The organism is Streptomyces sp. NPDC048352, assembly GCF_040651895.1.
In the GTDB taxonomy this organism is placed as follows: domain Bacteria; phylum Actinomycetota; class Actinomycetes; order Streptomycetales; family Streptomycetaceae; genus Streptomyces.
Window position 1 is genome coordinate 1 of the sequence record NZ_JBEZKZ010000107.1, and the last position, 18,547, is coordinate 18,547.

Annotated in this window: 10 protein-coding genes and 1 pseudogene; 7 read left to right on the forward strand and 4 right to left on the reverse strand. The window is 75.3% G+C overall.

All coding sequences use genetic code 11. The features are described 5' to 3' along the window. From AB0D45_RS32295 to fxsT, 5 genes and pseudogenes are all read left to right on the forward strand, one after another. Positions 1-3,190: pseudogene (locus AB0D45_RS32295) on the forward strand (hypothetical protein); the annotation flags it as partial. A gap of 160 nt (positions 3,191-3,350) precedes the next feature. Then, a complete protein-coding gene (fxsA, locus tag AB0D45_RS32300; protein ID WP_361607419.1) occupies positions 3,351-3,557 on the forward strand; it encodes an FxSxx-COOH cyclophane-containing RiPP peptide in 207 nt (68 codons plus the stop codon). 95 nt (positions 3,558-3,652) lie between these two features. Then, positions 3,653-4,921 (forward strand): FxsB family cyclophane-forming radical SAM/SPASM peptide maturase, encoded by a 1,269-nt coding sequence (locus tag AB0D45_RS32305; RefSeq protein WP_362465744.1) that lies wholly within the window; start codon positions 3,653-3,655, stop codon positions 4,919-4,921. After that, a complete protein-coding gene (locus AB0D45_RS32310) occupies positions 4,918-6,300 on the forward strand; it encodes an HEXXH motif domain-containing protein (RefSeq protein WP_362465747.1) in 1,383 nt (460 codons plus the stop codon). The genes AB0D45_RS32305 and AB0D45_RS32310 overlap by 4 nt, the downstream gene beginning before the upstream one ends. 77 nt (positions 6,301-6,377) lie before the next feature. Further along, positions 6,378-9,380: an FxSxx-COOH system tetratricopeptide repeat protein gene (gene fxsT / locus AB0D45_RS32315; RefSeq protein WP_362465750.1), complete on the forward strand. Its 3,003-nt coding sequence runs from the start codon at positions 6,378-6,380 to the stop codon at positions 9,378-9,380. Positions 9,381-9,508: 128 nt separating this feature from the next. Here fxsT and AB0D45_RS32320 read toward each other — a convergent pair whose 3' ends face one another. From AB0D45_RS32320 to AB0D45_RS32335, 4 genes are all read right to left on the reverse strand, one after another. Next, on the reverse strand, positions 9,509-13,408 hold the full coding sequence (locus AB0D45_RS32320) for a multifunctional oxoglutarate decarboxylase/oxoglutarate dehydrogenase thiamine pyrophosphate-binding subunit/dihydrolipoyllysine-residue succinyltransferase subunit (protein WP_361607431.1): 3,900 nt from the start codon (positions 13,406-13,408) through the stop codon (positions 9,509-9,511). 258 nt (positions 13,409-13,666) lie between these two features. Beyond that, a complete protein-coding gene (locus AB0D45_RS32325) occupies positions 13,667-14,689 on the reverse strand; it encodes an ATP-binding protein (RefSeq protein WP_362465762.1) in 1,023 nt (340 codons plus the stop codon). A 65-nt stretch (positions 14,690-14,754) separates the two neighbouring features. After that, on the reverse strand, positions 14,755-15,495 hold the full coding sequence (locus AB0D45_RS32330; RefSeq protein ID WP_361607436.1) for a response regulator transcription factor: 741 nt from the start codon (positions 15,493-15,495) through the stop codon (positions 14,755-14,757). Between the two features lie 106 nt (positions 15,496-15,601). Further along, complete coding sequence (locus tag AB0D45_RS32335; RefSeq protein ID WP_362465753.1) at positions 15,602-16,159, reverse strand: hypothetical protein; 558 nt, start codon at positions 16,157-16,159, stop codon at positions 15,602-15,604. A gap of 172 nt (positions 16,160-16,331) precedes the next feature. Between AB0D45_RS32335 and AB0D45_RS32340 the strand changes: the two genes are divergently transcribed. Together AB0D45_RS32340 and AB0D45_RS32345 are read left to right on the forward strand one after the other, a co-directional pair. Further along, the gene (locus AB0D45_RS32340) at positions 16,332-17,612 is read left to right on the forward strand and encodes a glycosyltransferase family 39 protein (RefSeq protein WP_362465756.1); all 1,281 of its coding nucleotides are present in this window, start codon (positions 16,332-16,334) and stop codon (positions 17,610-17,612) included. A 515-nt stretch (positions 17,613-18,127) separates the two neighbouring features. After that, positions 18,128-18,547, forward strand: a 420-nt coding sequence (locus AB0D45_RS32345; protein ID WP_362465759.1) for a rhodanese-like domain-containing protein, incomplete at its 3' end; no start/stop codon positions are given.

The following is an 18,547-nucleotide window of genomic DNA, read 5'->3' on the forward strand; positions in this document are numbered from 1 at the left end:
GCTGCGTTTCCGGCCCCTGCGGCCGCCCCGGCCCGGCCGGCCCACCGGCGGCCTCACCGTGCCCGTGCTCCCGCCGAACGCCACCGCCCTCGGGGCTTGGGCACGGCTCGTCGCCGGGCTCGGCACCGGGCCCGTCCCCGCCGAGGTGGGCCGGGTGCTCGCCCGCCACCCCGCCGCCCCCGTCCCGCTGCCGCCCACCGGCCGGCCGCCGCACGAACTGGTGCGCCGCTTCCGCTCCTCGGCCGCGCCCGGCGCCGTCCAGCTCGCCGTGTACCTGTCGGCGGCGCCGCTGACCCTGCCCGTGATGAGGCTGGTGCAGCGCACGATGCTGCCCGACTCGGAGCCCTCCGACCTGGCGGAGGTCCTGCTCGGCGGGCTGCTGCGGCGCAGCGGGGAAACCCCCGGGCAGTGGTACGAGTTCGTGCCGGGGGTGCAGGAGGTGCTGCTGGGTCCGCTGGGGCGGGACGAGGCCGCGCTGGTCCTCAAGCACTGCTCGGAGTACGTACGGGCGCACTTCGGCCGGGGCGTGCGCAACTTCCCCGCGCTGGCCGTCGCACAGCTCACCGGGGAGCCGGCGGACGCCGGCCCGGACGCGGACCTGGACCCGGACGCGGACCCGGACACCGCTCCGGCGACCGGGCCGGACGCCACGCCGGAGGGGGGCCGGGTGCCGCCGGGGCGGCTCCCGCAGGCCTTCGCGCAGGTCTCGGCGAAGGTCGTACGCCGCTACCTGCCGGGCCCGCCCGAGGAGATCCCGGCGCCCCCGCCGGCACCGGTGGCGGTCGCCGACCCGCCGGCCGGCCGTGCCCGGGCGCTCCGCGCGGCCCGGGAACGGCTCGCGGTGCGCACGGCCGACGCGGACGCCGGACCCCTGTACGAGGCCGCCGCCCTGCTGCGCCGGGCCGTGGCCGCCCCGCCCGGAGCCGGAGACCCGCCCGAGGAGGCCGAGACGGAACTCGCCGGGGTGCTGCTGCGGCTGTGGGCCGTCCAACGCGACCCCGAACTCCTCGGCGAGGCCGAACGGGCCGCCACCGGGCTGCGCACCGCCGCCGGCCGGGCCGCGCTGGGGCGGGTGCTGTACGAGCGGGCGGTGGCCGCGGGCCCCGCGCCGGAGCTTTTGACCGCCGCCGACCGGGAGTTCGCGGCCGCGGGCGCGGCGGCCGCCGGACCGGAGCTGCGGCGCGACTGCGGCGTGCACCGGGCCCGGACCCTGATCCGGCTGAGCGCGCTGCGCGACGACGCCGGCCCGCTGCGCGAGGCACGGGCGGCGCTGGAGCCGCTGGCCTCCGGGAGCGGGGCGGCGGACCCCGAACTGCTGCTGGCCCTGGGGCGCGTACTGGTGGCCCTGCTCCCGCGCACCCCGGACCCGGCCGAACGCACCGCCCTGGCGGAACAGGCGGCCACCACCCTGACAACGGCCCTGACGACCCTCCTCCCCCCGCCGCCGAGCCCCGGGCCGGGGCGCGACCCCGCCGAGGGCTCCGGGGCGGACCGTTCCGGACCGGCCGAGGCGCGCACCGCGGGCCCGGCCGCCGACTCCGGCTCGGCCTCCGCCGTTCCGTCGGCCCCCGGGGGCGGTGTCGGCCCGGGGCCGGCCGCCGACTCCGGCTCGGCCTCGGGTTCCGGCCCCGGGTCGGACACCGACGGGGCCGCGGGTCCGGGCGGCCCGTACCGCGCGGGGGGCGCGGCCGCTTCGGGCTCCGGGTCCGGGCCGGCTGCCGCCGCGGGCCGGGCCTCCGGGGCGGTGTCGGGCCGGGATCCCGACGAGGCTCCCGGGTCGAGTGCCGGCCCGGGTGCTTCGGCCGGCCGGGCCGGTTCCGGGCATGCCCCCGCGCCGGCCTCCGGCCCGGGGGCGGAGGGGTTCCCCGGCCGGGCTTCCGGCTCCGACGCTGGTCCGGGATCCGGGTCCGGGTCCGGCTCCGGCTCCGGCCCGGGCCGCTCGGCCGGGACGCCCGGTTCCGGGCCGGCTGCCGCCGCGGGTCGGGCGTCCGGAGCGGTGTCGGACCGGGTCCCCGACCAGGCTTCCGGGTCCGGTGGTCTGGGTGCCTCGGGGGCTGGTTCCAGGCACGACCCCGCTCCGGCCTCCGGCCCAGGGGCGGAGGGGGCTTCCGATCGGGCTTACGGCTCCGGCCCCGTGGTCGGCGTACCCGGAGCCGAAGTCCCGGCCACGCCTCCTCCCGACCACGGTTCCGTGCCCACCGCCGGACCCGGCCCGGGGGCCTCGCCCCGGCCGGGGCCCCCGCCCGGGGGTGGCTTCGGCGGGCCTGCGTGGGGCCCGGTGCGGCCGGCCGGCGCGGCGCGGCGGCGGCTCGTCGTGCGGGTCCGGGTCGAGCTGGCCGGGGCGCTGCGGTACCTGCCCGCCCGGCTGGAGGAGGCGGCCGGGCAGCTGGCGCGGGGCCTGGAGGAGGCCACCGGCGAGTCCGGGCTGCGGCTGGCCGCCCTGCTGGGCCTGGCCCGGGTGCACCGGGCGCGGTACGCGCGCGACGCGGACCCGGCGGCCCTGGAGGAGGCGGCCGAGGCGTACGGCCGGGCCCGGCGGCTGATCCCCCGGGACGGGGAGGCCTTCCGGGAGCTGCTGCCCGAGTGGGGCGACGTACTCCTGGACCGGGCGCGGGCCGCGGACGGGCGTCCCTTCGCCTCCACCGCCGTACGGGTGCTGCGCGAGAGCCGCGCCGCGGTGCCCCAGTCCGACCCCGGGGCGGCGTACCGGCTGATGCGGCTGGCCACCGGGCTGCGGCTGCGGCACGCCTACGAGGGCGACCTGGTCGACCTCCGGGAGGCGGAGTACCTGCTGGAGCTGGCCGGGCGGCAGGGCCACCTCCCGCTGGAGCGGGCCCGTGCCTGGCGGGAGCACGGCGACGTGCAGCAGGAGATCCACGCCCACACCCGCACCGCCGACCGCCTCGACCGGGCGGCGGACTCATACCGCCGGGCCTGGCGCGCCGCGCTGGAGGCCGACCAGGCCCCCCGTGACACCGACCGGGCCGCCCGCGACGCCCGCCCGGCGCTCCAGCTCGCCGCCCGGGTCCAGGAGTTGCGCGGCGAGGTGCTGGAGCGGCTCGCCCGCCCCCGCGCCGCCCTGGACGCGTACCGCGCGGCCCTGGAGCTCTGGCAGCGCCAGGGCCTGCCGGACGGCGAGCGGGCCCGGGCCGTCCTGGACCGCATGCGGGCCCTGGAGGCGGGTCCCTGAGCCGTTTCCCCCCGGCGGGCGCAGGGAAAGGGTGGTGGACCACAGGACCACCACCCCCGGGCCCGGCACACGCACACACCGCACACCACCCACCGGCGAAGCACACCGCACACCGCACACCGGCAGAGCACACCGCACACGACAAGGGGACGGGCAGCCCATGGTGACCGGACGTCAGGAAACGGCAGCGCCACCGACCGGCCCGTGCCCCGGGCCGCGGCCCGGGCTCCCGGACCTCTCCGGAATCGACCTCGCCGCCCTGCGCGGCATCGACCACCCCGTGCTCGCCGAGGTCATCGCCGGCCTGGTGGACCGGGTCACGCACCCCGCGGAAATCCTCAACGCGTTCGACTCGGGGGTCGCCTGACGGCCCCGCCGCGTGCCGGAGTTGACCACTTTCCGCCGTTAGCCGGGCCCGCGCGGAGGGCAGGGATGGACCGTCCGCAGCGAGAGGTACAGGCGATGAGCCAAGCGATCACGAGCGGTCCCGCGCTGCCCGCGCACCGGACCCTCGCAGGTCACGCACGCCACGCCCGCTGGCCGTACGCCCGGCTCGACGTCGCCGGCCTGCGCGCCGCCGGCCACCGGCCGCAGCCGATCCGCCAGTTCGTGCTCAAGACGCACAGCCGCTGCAACCTCGCCTGCACCTACTGCTACGTCTACGAGATGGCCGACCGGAGCTGGCGCACCCGCCCCGCCGCCAAGGCCCCCCCCACCGCCCAGCGCGCCGCCGAGCGGATCGCGGAGCACGCCGCCGCCCACGACCTGTCCCGCGTCGACCTCGTCCTGCACGGCGGCGAGCCCCTCCTCGCGGCGCCCTCCGCCCTGGCCGCCCCCGTCGAGGCGGTACGCGCCGCCGTGGCCCGGCGCGCGCCCCGCACCCGGGTCACCGCCGGCGTCCAGACCAACGGCACCCTGCTGACCTCCGCCCGGCTCGCCGAGCTGGCCGCGGCCGGGATCCGGGTCGGCGTCAGCCTGGACGGCGGCCTGCCCGCCCACAACGGGCGCCGCGTCGACCACGCCGGCCGGCCCGCCTTCGACGCCGCCGCCCACGGGCTGCGGCTCCTGGCCCGGCATCCCGAGAGCTACGCGGGGGTGCTGTGCGTGGTGGACATCGCCCAGGACCCGGTGGAGACGTACGAGTCCCTGCTCGCCTTCGCCCCGCCGAGCATCGGCCTGCTGCTGCCGCTGGCCAACTGGAGCACCCCGCCGCCGGGCCGGCCCGGGCACGGGACCCCGTACGGGGACTGGCTCCTCGCCGTCTTCGAACGCTGGTGGCACGACGGGGTGCGGCGCACCCGGATCCGCATCTTCGAGGAGGTCATCGCACTGCTGCTCGGACTGCCCGCCGCCACCGAGACCCTGGGCCTGGCGCCCGTCACCACCGCCGTCATCGAGACCGACGGCAGCATCGAACAGGCCGATTCGCTGAAGTCCGCCTACGAAGGGGCCGCCGCGACCGGGATGACCCTGGAGGGCCACAGCTTCGACGAGCTGCTCGACCACCCCGGCTTCGCCGCCCGCCAGCTCGGCCGGGACGCCCTCGCGGCCGGCTGCCGGGCCTGCGAGCTGGTCGAGGTGTGCGGCGGCGGGCACTACCCGCACCGCTACCGGGCGGGGGAGGGCTTCCGCCAGCCGTCGGTGTACTGCGCCGACCTCCAGGCCGTCATCCGGCACATCGCCCGCGCCCTGCACGAGGCCGCCACCACCACCGGGCGGGCCGCATCATGACCGACGGCACCAGCACCGGCACGACCGGCACCACCGGCACAGGCCCCGGCCCCGGCACGACCAGCACCGCCACCACCGGCCTCCCCGCCCCCCGCACCGGTCCCGACGCCTCCCCGCCGCCGGCCGCTCCCGCCGACCTCGCCCCGTTCTCCGTCAGCTCCCACACCCTGCGCGCCCTCGCCTCCACCGAGCCCTCCGCCGAGGGCAGCCGCCTCGTGCGCGACGTGCGCCGCTCCAAGCGGCTGCTCCTGCTGCGGGCCGTACTCGACGCCGCCCCCGGCCCGGAGGCCGCCGAGTACTGGGCGCTGCTCGAAGAGGCCGAACGCCAGGACCCGGACGCCGTGCACGACGTACTGCACTACCCCGCCACCGGCGTCTGGGCCGAGGAGACCCTGCGCCGCCTGCACGCCCCCGAGGGCCCGCCGCCCGACCTCGGCCACCTCGGGGCGCTCGCCGTCGCGGCCGCGCTGCGCGCCGGGATCGGCTTCAAGGCCACCCTGCGCCCCGTCAACGGCCGCCTCGTCCTGCCCACCCTGGGCCTGCTGCGCCCCCAGCGGCCCGGCCGGCTCGCCCTGACCGAACGCTCCTGGGCCACCGCCGACGTCGTCCCGCTGCACGCCCTGCCCGGCGGCGGCCCGACGGCCCTCGACGACCTCGACCCCTATCGGGTCGCGCCGCCGGACCCCGCCACCGGCGCGCCCCCCGTCCGGCCGGCCCGCCGGCTCACCCCCAAGGGCCACAAGCGCTGGGACATCCAGTGGTCCGGCGCCCTCACCCTGCTGGGCCGCTACGACTCCGCGCGCGCCGAGGAGATCGGCCAGCTGCTGCGCTCCGTGGTCCCGCTGGCCGGCGGCGCCCGCTCCAGCGGCGCCACCCTGCCCGCCGCCGCCGGCTCCGTACTGGCCCGCGCGCAGGCCCCGCCCGCCCTGGCCGCGACCCTGGTCCACGAGGTGCAGCACGGCAAGCTCACCGCCCTCACCGACGTCCTCACCCTGCACACCGCCGACCGCACGCCCCGCCACTGGGCGCCCTGGCGCCGGGACCCCCGCCCGCTGGAAGGGCTGCTGCACGGGGCCTACGCCCACCTGGCCCTCGCCGGGTACTGGCAGCACGCCGCCCTGTACGGGGCCCGCGGCGCCTGGGCCCAGCACGCCCGGGTCCGCGCCCAGGTCGCCGCCGTCCTGCCCGCCCTGCGGGCGCACCCCGCGCTCACCGTCACCGGGCGGGAGTTCGTCGACGGGATGGCCGCCGCCGAGCGGGCCATGGACGCCACCCCGCCGCCCGGCGACCAGCACGCCACCGCCCGCCGCACCCTGGAGCGCGAACGCCGCGCCTGGTGCGAGGCACACCCCGAACTCGCCCCGTTCGTGGGGGTATGACGCCCCGTCCGCTGCGGTACCTTCAAGCGCACCGCACCGCACCCCGTCCACCGCACGGACCCCAGGGAGACGGCCGCATGACCGGTACCGCCATGCGTCACGACCGCGACGGAGCCGCCCCGGCGCAGCGCTTCGTCATCAGCTTCGCGGGCTTCAACCGGCCCTGGGCGGTGTGGATCGCCCACCGGCTGGAGGAGCACGGGCACCGCGTCGCCCTCCAGCGCTGGGACCCGCAGACCGGCCCCGGCCTCACCGCGGCCCTCGACGACCTGGCCCGGGCGGGCGGCAAGGTCCTCGTGGTGCTCAGCGAGCGCTACTTCTCCGCCGGCACCTACACCGACGAGGAGTGGAACGCGGCCCTGCGCACCGTCACCGAGGCCCACCCCGACCGGTTCGCCGCGGTCTGCCTCACCGACGCGCCGCTGCCCAGTGCCGTGGCCGCGCTGGGGAAGACCGACCTGTGGGGCCTGGACGCCTACGAGGCGGAGTACCGCGTCCTGCGCCGGCTGGAGCTGCCCACCGACCGGATCGGCACCGAGAGCGGCCGCCGAGGCCCCCGCTTCCCCAACGACCCGCCCGAGGTCTGGGGCCGCGTCCCGCGCCGCAACCCCCGCTTCACCGGCCGCAACGACGTCATCGGCCGGCTCCGCGACGCCCTCACCGAGGCCCCGCCCGGCGCCTCCACCGTCACCCTGCTGGGGCTCTCCGGAGTCGGCAAGACGCAGGTCGCCACCGAGTACGCGTACCGCTTCGCCTCCGAGTACGACGTGGTGTGGTGGGTGCCCGCCGAGGACCGGCCCACCCTGCGCGAGCGGCTCGCCGACCTGGCCCCCGAGCTCGGCCTGCCGCTCGGGTCGGGCAGCTACGGCGAGCAGATCCGGGCCGTGCTGGAGGCGCTGCGGCGCGGCTCCCCGTACCACCGCTGGCTGCTGGTCTTCGACGGCTGCGACCACCCCGACGACCTCACCGACCTGCTGCCCTCGGGCGCCGGCGACGTCATCATCACCTCCCGCAACCGCGAATGGGCCGCCCGGCACACCAGCCTCGTGGAAGTCCCCCTCTACGCCCGCCCCGAGTCCGTCACCTTCATCCGCCGCCGCGCCCAGCGCCTGACCCGGGACGAGGCCGACCAGCTCGCCGAAGCGCTGGAGGACTACCCCCTCGCCCTCGACCAGACGGCCGGCTGGCTCGCCGACTCGCCCCTCGGCGTCGGCGAGTACCTCGACCTGCTCCAGCACCGGCTCGACTCCCACGAGGCCGTCACCCTCTCCGACGACTACCCGCTGCCCTTCCCGACCGCGCTGGCGATACTCCTCAACAACGTACGGGACAACTTCCCCGACGCCCTCGCGCTGCTGCGGCTGTTCGTCTTCTTCGCCCCGGGGCGGGTCCCGCTGCGCCTGCTGCGCGAGTTCCCCGCCGAAGGCGTCCCCGAGCACCTCGCCGGGATCCTGGGCGACCAGATCCGCTGGAACGCGGCCCTCAACAAGCTCGTCCAGTTCTCCGTGGTCCGCCTGGAGTACTCCGACCTCTCCGTCGAGGAGGGCGGCGGCCTGGAGACCGTCCAACTGCACCGCATGGTCCACAACATCGTCCGCGAGAACCTCGCCGAGGACGAAGCCGGCCGGCTCTCCCGCGCCGTCCGCCGCGTCCTCGCCGCCGCCGACCCGGGCCGCCCCGCCGACTCCCGCCTCTGGCCCCGCTACGCCGAACTCATCCCGCACCTCGACCACGCGGGGGTGCTCACCAGCAGCAACCCGCGCATCCAGAACTTCCTGCTGCACTGCCTGCGCTACCTGATCCTCGCCGGCGAGTACCGCACCTGCCTGCGGCTGTCCGAACAGACCGACGCCATCTGGCGGGCCATGCTCGGTGACGACCACGACCAGGTCCGCGAGCTCAGCTACCACTACGGCGGCGCCCTGCGCATGCTCGGCCACTTCCGCCGGGCCGAGACCCTCGCCCGCTCCGTCGCCGACCGCCTCCTCGCCGAACGCGGCGACCGCGACCTGGAGACCCTGCGCGCCACCAGCACCTACGCCGGGGTCCTGCTCAGCACGGCCAAGTTCGACCGGGCCCGGGAACTGCTGGAGCACGCCTTCGCCACCTACCGCGAACTCCTCGGCGAGGACGACTCCACCACCCTCGGCGCCCAGAACAACGTCGCCGTCGTCCTGCGCCTCCTCGGCCGCTACCAGGAGGCCTACGACACCGACCTGGACACCCTGCGCCGCCGCGAACGCGTCCTGCGGGTCCGGCACATCGCCACCCTCTCCTCCGGCATCGGCTGCGCCATGGGCCTGCGCCTGATGGGCCGCTACCGCGAGGCCCTGGCCCGCCAGGAGCAGGGCCTCAAACTGCACGTGCAGGTCCTCGGCACCAACCACCCCCAGACCCTGCGCGCCGAACACAACCTCGGCCAGTGCCTGCGCCGCACCGGTGACATCCCCGGCGCCGGATCCCGGCTGCGCAGCGTCCTGGAGCGCTCCACCCGGGTGTTCGGCGCGGAGTTCCCCTGGACCCTGATGGTCGCCTCCGACTACGCGACCTACCTGCGCGAGTACGGGGACATCGATGAGGCCCGCCGGATCTCCGAGGAGGTCGTACGCGGCTACCAGTCGCAGCTCGGCCTCGCCCACCCGTACAGCATCGGCACGGTCGGCAACCTGGCCCTGGTGCTGCGCGCCCAGGGCGAGCGGACGGAGGCCCTGAACCTGGCCGAACAGGCCCTGGTCGGCATGCGGGGCGCCCTGGGCGACCGGCACCCCTGGACCCTGGGCTGCGCCCTCAACGCCACCGGCCACCGCAACATCACCGGCCGCCTGGAAGCGGCGCTGGACCTCAGCCGGGAGAACCTGCGCGGCTGCGCGCAGGTCCTGGGGCCGGACCACCCGATGACGCTGAGCGCCCGGATCGCCCTGGCGGCGGACCTCCGCGCGGTCCGCGAGGACGCGGAGGCCTCCCGGCACGAGGAGGCCGGCCTGAAGGCCCTCACCCGCACCCTGGGCCCGCAGCACGTCCACACGGTCTCCGCCCGCCAGCAGACCCGCCCCTACTGGGACTTCGAACCCCAGCCGTAGCCCTGGCCGGGCACCCCGCGCCACTTCGGCCCCGCCGGCGCGGCCGGGTTTTGCTGCGCCACGCAGGAAGGCCCGGCCCCCAGGTGGGGGGGGCCGGGCCTTCCGTCATGTGCAGGTCGCGTTGGCGACTACGCCTCGAAGACCTCGTCCATCAGCAGCTGCTGCTCCGCCTGGTGCCGCTTGGCGGAACCCACCGCCGGCGACGAGCCGTGCGGGCGCGAGACGCGGCGCAGCCGCTCGCCCGCCGGGATGTCGGCGCCGACCGCCAGGTCGAGGTGGTCGATCAGGTTCAGCGCGATGAACGGCCACGCACCCTGGTTCGCCGGCTCCTCCTGCGCCCAGATGTACTTCGCCGCGTTCGGGAACTTGGCGATCTCCGCCTGGAGTTCGGCGCCCGGCAGCGGGTACAGCCGCTCGATGCGGATGATCGCGGTGTCCGTGATGCCGCGCTTCTCCCGCTCGGCCTCCAGGTCGTAGTAGACCTTGCCCGCGCAGAAGACGACCTTGCGGACCGCGTTCGGGTCCACCGTGCTGTCGCCGATGACCGGACGGAAGGAACCGCTCGTGAACTCCTCCGCCTTCGACGCCGCCGCCTTCAGGCGCAGCATCGACTTCGGGGTGAAGACGATCAGCGGCTTGTGGTGCGGGTTGTGGACCTGCCAGCGCAGCAGGTGGAAGTAGTTAGACGGCAGGGTCGGCATCGCGACCGTCATGTTGTCCTGCGCGCACATCTGCAGGAAGCGCTCGGGGCGCGCGGACGAGTGGTCCGGGCCCTGGCCCTCGTAGCCGTGCGGCAGCAGCAGCGTGACGCCGGAGGTCTGGCCCCACTTCTGCTCGGCCGAGGAGATGAACTCGTCGACGACGGTCTGCGCGCCGTTGACGAAGTCACCGAACTGGGCCTCCCACAGCACGAGCGCGTCCGGACGGGCCAGCGAGTAGCCGTACTCGAAGCCCATGGCCGCGTACTCGGAGAGCAGCGAGTCGTAGACGTTGTAGCGGGCCTGGTCGTCCGACAGGTACAGCAGCGGGGTGTAGTCCTCGCCGGTCTCCCGGTCGATGAGGACCGCGTGGCGCTGGCCGAACGTACCGCGGCGGGAGTCCTGGCCGGACAGCCGGACCGGGGTGCCCTCCATCAGCAGCGAGCCGAAGGCCAGGGTCTCGCCCATGCCCCAGTCGATGGTGCCGTCGTCGATCATCGCCGCGCGGCGCTGCAGCTGGGGCAGCAGACGCGGGTGGACGGTGACGCCCTCGGGGATGTTGACCTGGGACTCGGCGATGCGCTTGACGACGTCCTGCGAGATCGCCGTGTTCACGGCGACCGGGAACTCGCCCTGCGCGGCCGGGGCCGGCGCGGAGACCGCGGGCTGCGTGGCGGCCTCGCGGACCTCCGCGAAGACCTTCTCCAGCTGGCCCTGGAAGTCCTGGAGGGCCTGCTCGGCCTCTTCCAGCGTGATGTCGCCGCGACCGATGAGGGACTCGGTGTACAGCTTGCGCACCGAGCGCTTCTTGTCGATCAGGTCGTACATCAGCGGCTGGGTGAACGCCGGGTTGTCGGACTCGTTGTGGCCGCGGCGGCGGTAGCAGATGAGGTCGATGACCACGTCCTTGTTGAACGCCTGGCGGAACTCGAAGGCGAGCCGCGCGACGCGGACCACGGCCTCCGGGTCGTCGCCGTTCACGTGGAAGATCGGCGCCTCGATCATGCGGGCCACGTCGGTCGCGTACATCGAGGAACGCGAGGACTCCGGGGCGGCGGTGAAGCCGACCTGGTTGTTGATCACGACGTGGACGGTGCCGCCGGTGCGGTAGCCGCGCAGCTGCGACATGTTCAGCGTCTCGGCGACCACGCCCTGGCCGGCGAAGGCCGCGTCACCGTGCAGGGCCAGCGGAAGGACCGTGAAGTCCGTGCCGCCCTTGTTGATGACGTCCTGCTTGGCGCGGGCGACACCCTCCAGGACCGGGTCGACCGCCTCCAGGTGGGAGGGGTTGGCGACGAGCGAGACCTTGATCTGCTCGCCGTCCAGGCCGGTGAAGGTGCCCTCGGCGCCCAGGTGGTACTTGACGTCGCCGGAGCCGTGCATGGACTTCGGGTCGAGGTTGCCCTCGAACTCGCGGAAGATCTGCGCGTACGACTTGCCGACGATGTTCGCCAGGACGTTCAGGCGGCCGCGGTGGGCCATGCCGATGACGACCTCTTCGAGGCGGGCCTCGGCGGCCGAGTCGATGACGGCGTCGAGCAGCGGGATGACGGACTCGCCGCCCTCCAGCGAGAACCGCTTCTGGCCGACGTACTTCGTCTGCAGGAAGGTCTCGAACGCCTCGGCGGCGTTCAGGCGGCGCAGGATGCGCAGCTGCTCCTCGCGCTCCGGCTTGGTGTGCGGACGCTCGATGCGGTCCTGGATCCAGCGGCGCTGCTTCGGGTCCTGGATGTGCATGAACTCGACGCCGGTGGTGCGGCAGTACGAGTCGCGCAGCACGCCGAGGATGTCGCGCAGCTTCATCATCGACTTGCCGGAGAAGCCGCCGACCGCGAACTCGCGCTCCAGGTCCCACAGGGTGAGCCCGTGCTCGGTGATGTCGAGGTCGGGGTGCTTGCGCTGCTTGTACTCCAGCGGGTCGGTGTCGGCCATGACGTGGCCGCGGACCCGGTAGGAGTGGATCAGCTCGAAGACGCGGGCGGCCTTGGTGACGTCGTCGTCGTGCGAGGCGTCGATGTCGCGGTTCCAGCGGACCGGCTCGTACGGGATCCGCAGCGACTCGAAGACGGAGTCGTAGAAGCCGTCCTCGCCGAGGAGCAGGTTCGCGACGATGCGCAGGAACTCGCCGGAGGCCGCGCCCTGGATGACCCGGTGGTCGTAGGTCGAGGTCAGGGTCATGACCTTGGAGATGCCCAGCTTGTTCAGGGTGTCCTGCGAGGTGCCCTGGAACTCGGCGGGGTAGTCCATGGAGCCGACGCCCATGATGACCGACTGTCCGGGCATCAGGCGGGGCACGGAGTGGACGGTGCCCAGGCCGCCGGGGTTGGTCAGCGAGACGGTGACGCCGGTGAAGTCGTCCATCGTCAGCTTGCCGACGCGGGCGCGGCGCACGATGTCCTCGTAGGCCTGCCAGAACTCGAAGAAGTTGAGGGTCTCGGCCTTCTTGATGCCGGCGACGACGAGCTGGCGGTCGCCGTTGGCCTTCACCAGGTCGATCGCGAGGCCGAAGTTCACGTGCTCCGGCTTGACCAGGGTCGGCTTGCCGTCCTTCTCCGCGAAGGAGTAGTTCATGGACGGCATGGCCTTGATGGCCTGCACCATCGCGTAGCCGATGAGGTGGGTGAAGGAGATCTTCCCGCCCCGGGCGCGCTTGAGGTGGTTGTTGATGACGATGCGGTTGTCGAACAGCAGCTTCACCGGGACGGCGCGGACGGACGTGGCCGTCGGCACATCGAGGGAGGCGTTCATGTTCTTCGCCACGGCGGCAGCCGGGCCGCGGAGCGTCACCAGCTCGGGGCCCGCGGGGGCCTCGGTGGCGGGCGCGGCCTGCTTGGGGGCTGCGGGAGCGGAGGGGGCGGGCGCGGCCGGTGCGGCGGCCGGGGCCTGGGAGGTGACAGTCACAGCAGGGGCACCAGAGGGGGTGGCAGGAGCAGGGGCAGGAGCTGACACAGGTGTGGGCGCGGCGGCGGCGTTCGGCGCGGCGGCAGCCGCTCCGGTGGAGCCGACGCCCGCGGCGGAGGGCGCCGCCCCCGCGGCGGCGTCCACGGCCTTCGGGACCCCGGCGGTGGCGGTGGCGGCCTGTGCGGAGGCGCCGTCCGTCGTCGGGGTCCTGCTGGGTTCATCGGCCTTCACCGGAGCGGCAGCGCCCCCCGGCTTGTAGTCGGCGAAGAAGTCCCACCAGGCCCGGTCGACCGAATTCGGGTCCTGGAGGTACTGCTGATAGATCTCGTCGACGAGCCACTCATTCGCGCCGAAGCCTGAGGCGGGGTTCTTCCCGCCCTCTGCTGCGTCGGTCGTGGTGCTCGGGTTACTGGGGGACTGTGGCGACACGGCGGCAACCGCCCTCTTCCGCTTCACAAGGTATGGACAGCGGGGATAAAGGCTACGCCTCCCAGGGCGTGGGATGCAGGCCGGGCGGGACTTCCGTCGCGCAGGTCACACCGAACGGCGGGTTTCACCCATCGGAATGGCGGGAAACAAGCGTGGTTCGGGTAGGGGACAGCCAGGTTGCGACCCCCTAGGCCTCGCACCCCTGACGACCCCGGGCACGTGTGGCCGAGATCATGTCCTTCCCACTCGAACCCTACGTCAAGACGGCACCTGCGAGCTGCCCGGAAGGGTGACGAGGATCCGGCAGCCCCGTGACGATTCGGCCACGCCGATGTGCCCCCCGTGCAGGCCGACGGCCCAGCGGGCGATCGCCAGGCCCAGCCCGGTGCCCCCGTCGCCGCCCCCGTCCCCGCCTCCGGCGGAACCCCGGTTGAACCGCTCGAAGACCCGGTGGCGCTCGGACTCCGGGATCCCCGGACCCTCGTCGACCACCTCCAGCGCCAGGCTCCCCGGCGCCTCCCCGACCCGGGCGCGGACCGTCACCCGGCCGTGTGCCGGGCTGTGCTTGACCGCGTTGTCGATCAGGTTCGCCACCACCTGGTGCAGCCGCTCCGCATCCGCGTACGCGGTGAGCTCCGGCGGGTGCACGTCCAGGTGCAGGTGGACGTCGTTGCGGGTGTGCCCGCCCGAACCGGACGCCAGCCCCGGCCGCCCCGCGGCCGCCAGCCCCGACTCCTTCAGCACCCCCGACAGGTACGGCCACACCTCGAAACGGCGCGCCTTCAGCGGCACCACCCCGTTGTCCACCCGGGACAGGTCCAGCAGCGTGTCCACCAGCCGGCCCAGCCGCTCGGCCTGCTTCAGCATGGTCCGCATGGTCTCCGGATCGGCCTGCGAGACCCCGTCCACCACGTTCTCCAGCACCGCCCGCAGCGCCGCGATCGGCGTGCGCAGCTCGTGCGAGACGTTCGCGACCAGTTCTCGACGGTGCCTGTCCTCGGCCTCCAGATCGTCGGCCATCCGGTTGATCGTCGACGCCAGATCGCCGAGCTCGTCGCGGCGGCCCGCGCCGCGCACCCGGCGCGTGTAGTCGCCGTGGGAGATCGCCCGGGCCACCGTCGTCATCTCGTCCAGCGGGGCCGTCAGACCGTGCGCCACGAACTGGGTGATCAGCATCGAGGCGATCACCGAGAAGACGGTGATGAACCGCAGCTCCGTGGCCGTGCGCAGGGCCACCATCAGCAGCCCCGTGGTGATGAACACCGAGACCACGACGAGCATGCCGAGCTTCGTCTTGATCGAGAACGGCGAGTAGGGCCGCAGCCCGGGCCCGCGCTGCGGCCCGCTCACGCCTGCGCCGGGGTCTCCAGGGCGTACCCGACGCCGTGGACGGTACGGATCCGGTCCGCGCCGATCTTCCGGCGCAGGGCCTTGATGTGGCTGTCGACCGTACGGGTCCCGGACGCGTCGGCCCAGTCCCACACCTCCGCCAGCAGCTGCTCGCGCGACAGCACCGCCCGCGGCGTCCCCGCCAGGCACACCAGCAGGTCGAACTCGGTCGGCGTCAGGTGCACGTCCTCCGCCTGCACCCGCACCCTGCGCTGCGCGTGGTCGATCTCCAGGTCGCCCAGCCGCAGCGTCGCCCCGCGCGGAGCGGTCGCGGCCAGCGTGGCCCGCTCCACCCGGCGCAGCAGTACGTGGACCCGCGCGGCCAGCTCGCGCATGGAGAACGGCTTCGTCATGTAGTCGTCGGCCCCGACCCCGAGGCCGACCAGCATGTCGGTCTCGTCGTCCCGGGCCGTGAGCATGAGCACCGGGACCGGCCGCTGCGCCTGGACCCGGCGGCAGACCTCCAGCCCGTCGAAGCCGGGCAGCATGACGTCCAGCACCAGCAGCTCGGGCTGCCAGCTCTCGGCGGCCGCGACCGCGGCCGGCCCGTCGTACGCCGTCTGCACCTGGAAGCCCTCGGCCCGCAGCCGGGCCGCGATGGCGTCGGCGATGGTGCGGTCGTCCTCGACCACGAGCACGCGCCGCTGGGCACCTGGTGTGGCCGCGGCGCCGTTGTGGGTGCTGTGTGTCAGTTCCATGTCCCGCCCCTGAAGATCCCGCGTGATGGGGTGCAGCGTAGAGGAGGCACCGGCCTGCGGCTATGCGGGGTTCGGACAGGACCGGAGGTTAACCGGAATCATAGATTCATCCCGTCGCGTCGAATCCCGGAAGCGCCTCCAGCACCTTCCGGAGCCCCGGCGCCAGCGCCGTCTGGTCGGCGGCCACCTCGAAACCGCCGTGCACGAAGGCGTACGTGAACCCGTCGTAGACCGGCGGATCGGCCGTCGCCACGCGGGGCAGGTGCGCGAAGTCCGCCTCCCGCAGGGCGGTGCGCAGGGCCTCCAGGGCGGCGGGGGAGAGCCGCCCGGACCGCAGGTCACGGGCCTGGCCGTCCAGAAGGGTCCAGGAGCCGGCGCCGTTGACGACGACGGTGCGGGTCTGACCGGCGAACCCGCCGCTGCGGGTGACGCGGACCAGGGTCCGGGCATCGGGGGTGGGGGTCGCGTCGGGGTCGGGCGCCGGGGGTGCCGTGGTCGCCGGCGGTGGCGGGGCCGAGGCGGAGGGGGACGCGGACGCGGAGGCCGTGGCCGTCGGCGCCGCCGTCGCCTCGGGCGTCCCGCCGGAGCCGCCGCCACCGCACCCGGCCAGCACCACGCCCAGCAGCACCGCCGCCGCGACACCGCCCGCTCGGATCGCTCGCACACCCACCTCCGCAGGTACTCCGGCCGAACCCCGAGTATGGAGTGCCCGCACCGCAACGGAAAGCACCCCGGAGGCCGTCATCCGCCGCATCACCCCCTGGCGCGCGCTGCCCCCGCTGACCGCCCTGCTCCTCGGGCTGTGGGGGCTGCCGCGCGGCGGCGGTGGCGGCAGCATGTGGCGCGACGAGTCCACCACCTGGCAGGTCGCGCACCGGCCCCTCGGCGGCCTGGCGGAACTGCTCGGCCGGGTCGACGCCGTCCACGGGCTCTACTACCTGCTGATGCACGGCGTCTTCGCCGTGTGGGACGGCGGCCTGTGGGCGCTGCGGCTGCCGTCCGTCGCCGGCACGGCCCTCGCCGCCGCCGGCGTGGCCGCGGTGGCCCACCGGCTGGCGGGCGAGCGGGCCGCACTGATCGCCGGCACCGCCTACGCCGTGCTCCCGCCCGTGCAGATGTACGCCCAGGAGGGGCGCTCGTACGCACTGGTCGCGGCGGCCGTGGTGTGGGCGACGTACCTGATGCTGCGCGAGCGGTGGGCGGCCTACGCGGGGGTGCTCCTGCTGGGCTGCTGGCTGCACGAGTTCGCCGTACTCGCCCTGCCGGCGCACGCCGTCGCCGGGTGGAGGGCGCGGGGCTGGCGGTGGGCGGCCGGGGCGGTCGCCGTCGGGCTGCTGCCGCTGGCCTGGGTGAGCGCCCGGCAGGCGCAGGCGCAGCTGGGCTGGCTCGGGCGGCCGTCGTGGCAGGACTGGGCGGCGTACGGGGTGCTGGTGGCGGGGGTCGGGCTGCTGGTGCGGGGCGCCGCGGACCGGGAGCCGGTCCGGGCCGCCGTGCCGCTCGCCGTGCCGCTCGCCCTGCTGCCGCCGGGGGTGCTGATGGTGGTCTCGCTGGTGCACCCGTGGTACGTCGACCGGTACGTCCTGTACGCCCTGGCCGGCTTGGCGGTGCTCGCGGGGGCGCGGTTCGCGCGGGCGCGGGCCCGGGGGTGGTGGCCGTGCGTGCTGGCGGGGGTGCTGGTGGTGCCGCTCGGGGTGTGGTCGGCGTGGCTGCGGACCCCGGAGGCGCGCAAGGACGACGCGCTGGCGGTGGCCGCGGTGGTGCGGGAGCGGGGGCGGGCGGGGGACGCGGTGCTGTTCATGCCCTCACGGCGGCGGGAGTGGCTGCTGTCCTCGCCGGGGGTGTACGGGGCCCTGCGGGACGTGGCGCTGGCCCGCTCCCCGGGGGACTCCCGCACCCTCCAGGGCACCGAACTGCCGCCGGAGGGCATCCGGGAGGCGGTGCTGGCCTCTCCGAGGGTGATCGCCCTGATGGACCCGGCGGACCAGCCGCTGGACCCGTACCCGGCGGAGGTGGCGAAGCGGGAGGCGCTGGCGGCGGGGGCGTTCGAGCGCTGCTGGATGACGCAGACCCACGGCGCCCGCGTGGCGCTGTACGCCCGCGGGGGCTCCTGCGACTGACCCCTGCCGTTGCCCTGGCCGGGCGGGGGTGGGGTTGGCGGGGTGCCGTGGGCCGGGGTTGGCCCGTTGGGCGGGGTGCGGGTGGGCGGGGTGTCGTGGGTCGGGGTCGGGGGCGGGGTGGGGTGTCGTCCGGGACGGGCTTCGATGTTCGGCGCCTGTTCCGGGTGTGGTGGGGGAGCGGTACCTCGCGCCGAATTCATCTCGTTTTAGTCCCGGACAACACCCCACCCCGCCCCCGCCCCCTCCGTGTCGCAGCCACTTCCAGCCTCGCCGGCGTTTGAGGCGCGGGGGTCCGGGGGCTGGCCCCCGGGAAACGGTCCGCAGGCGCATGACAGGCGCCGGCACAACCAGCCCCGCCGGCGTTTGAGGCGCGGGTCCGGGCCGGGCCCGGGGAACGGGCGAAGGGCGGGTCGGGGATCGTTCCGCGCAGCGGCGTCGCGAGCTCGCCCCGGGCCCGACGGCAGGAGGAGGGGCACCATGGGGGGTCGTTCCGTTCCGCCCCCCCGGAGGTCCCCGTGCCCGCAACCGACATACCCGGCCCCCTCGTCGGGGCGCACTGGCTGGCCGCCCGGCTCGGAGACGTCGTGGTCTTCGACGCCTCCGTCGGGGCCCACCGCGGAGCCCCCGCCAGGATCCCCGCCGCACGCCCCTTCGACCTCGACGGCGCCCTCTCCGACCACGCGGCGGCGTCCCCGCACACGATGCCCTCCCCGGAGGACTTCACCGAGGCGCTGCGGGCCCTCGGGGTCGACGACGGCGACACCGTCGTCGTGTACGACGCCGCCGGGGTCTACTCCAGCGCCCGCGCCTGGTGGATGCTGCGCGCGGCGGGGTTCGACCGGGCGGCCGTGCTGGACGGGGGCCTGCCCGCGTGGGCCGCCGCCGGGCTGCCCGTCGAGGCGCGGCCGGCCGCGTACGACGGCCCCCGCGGCTCC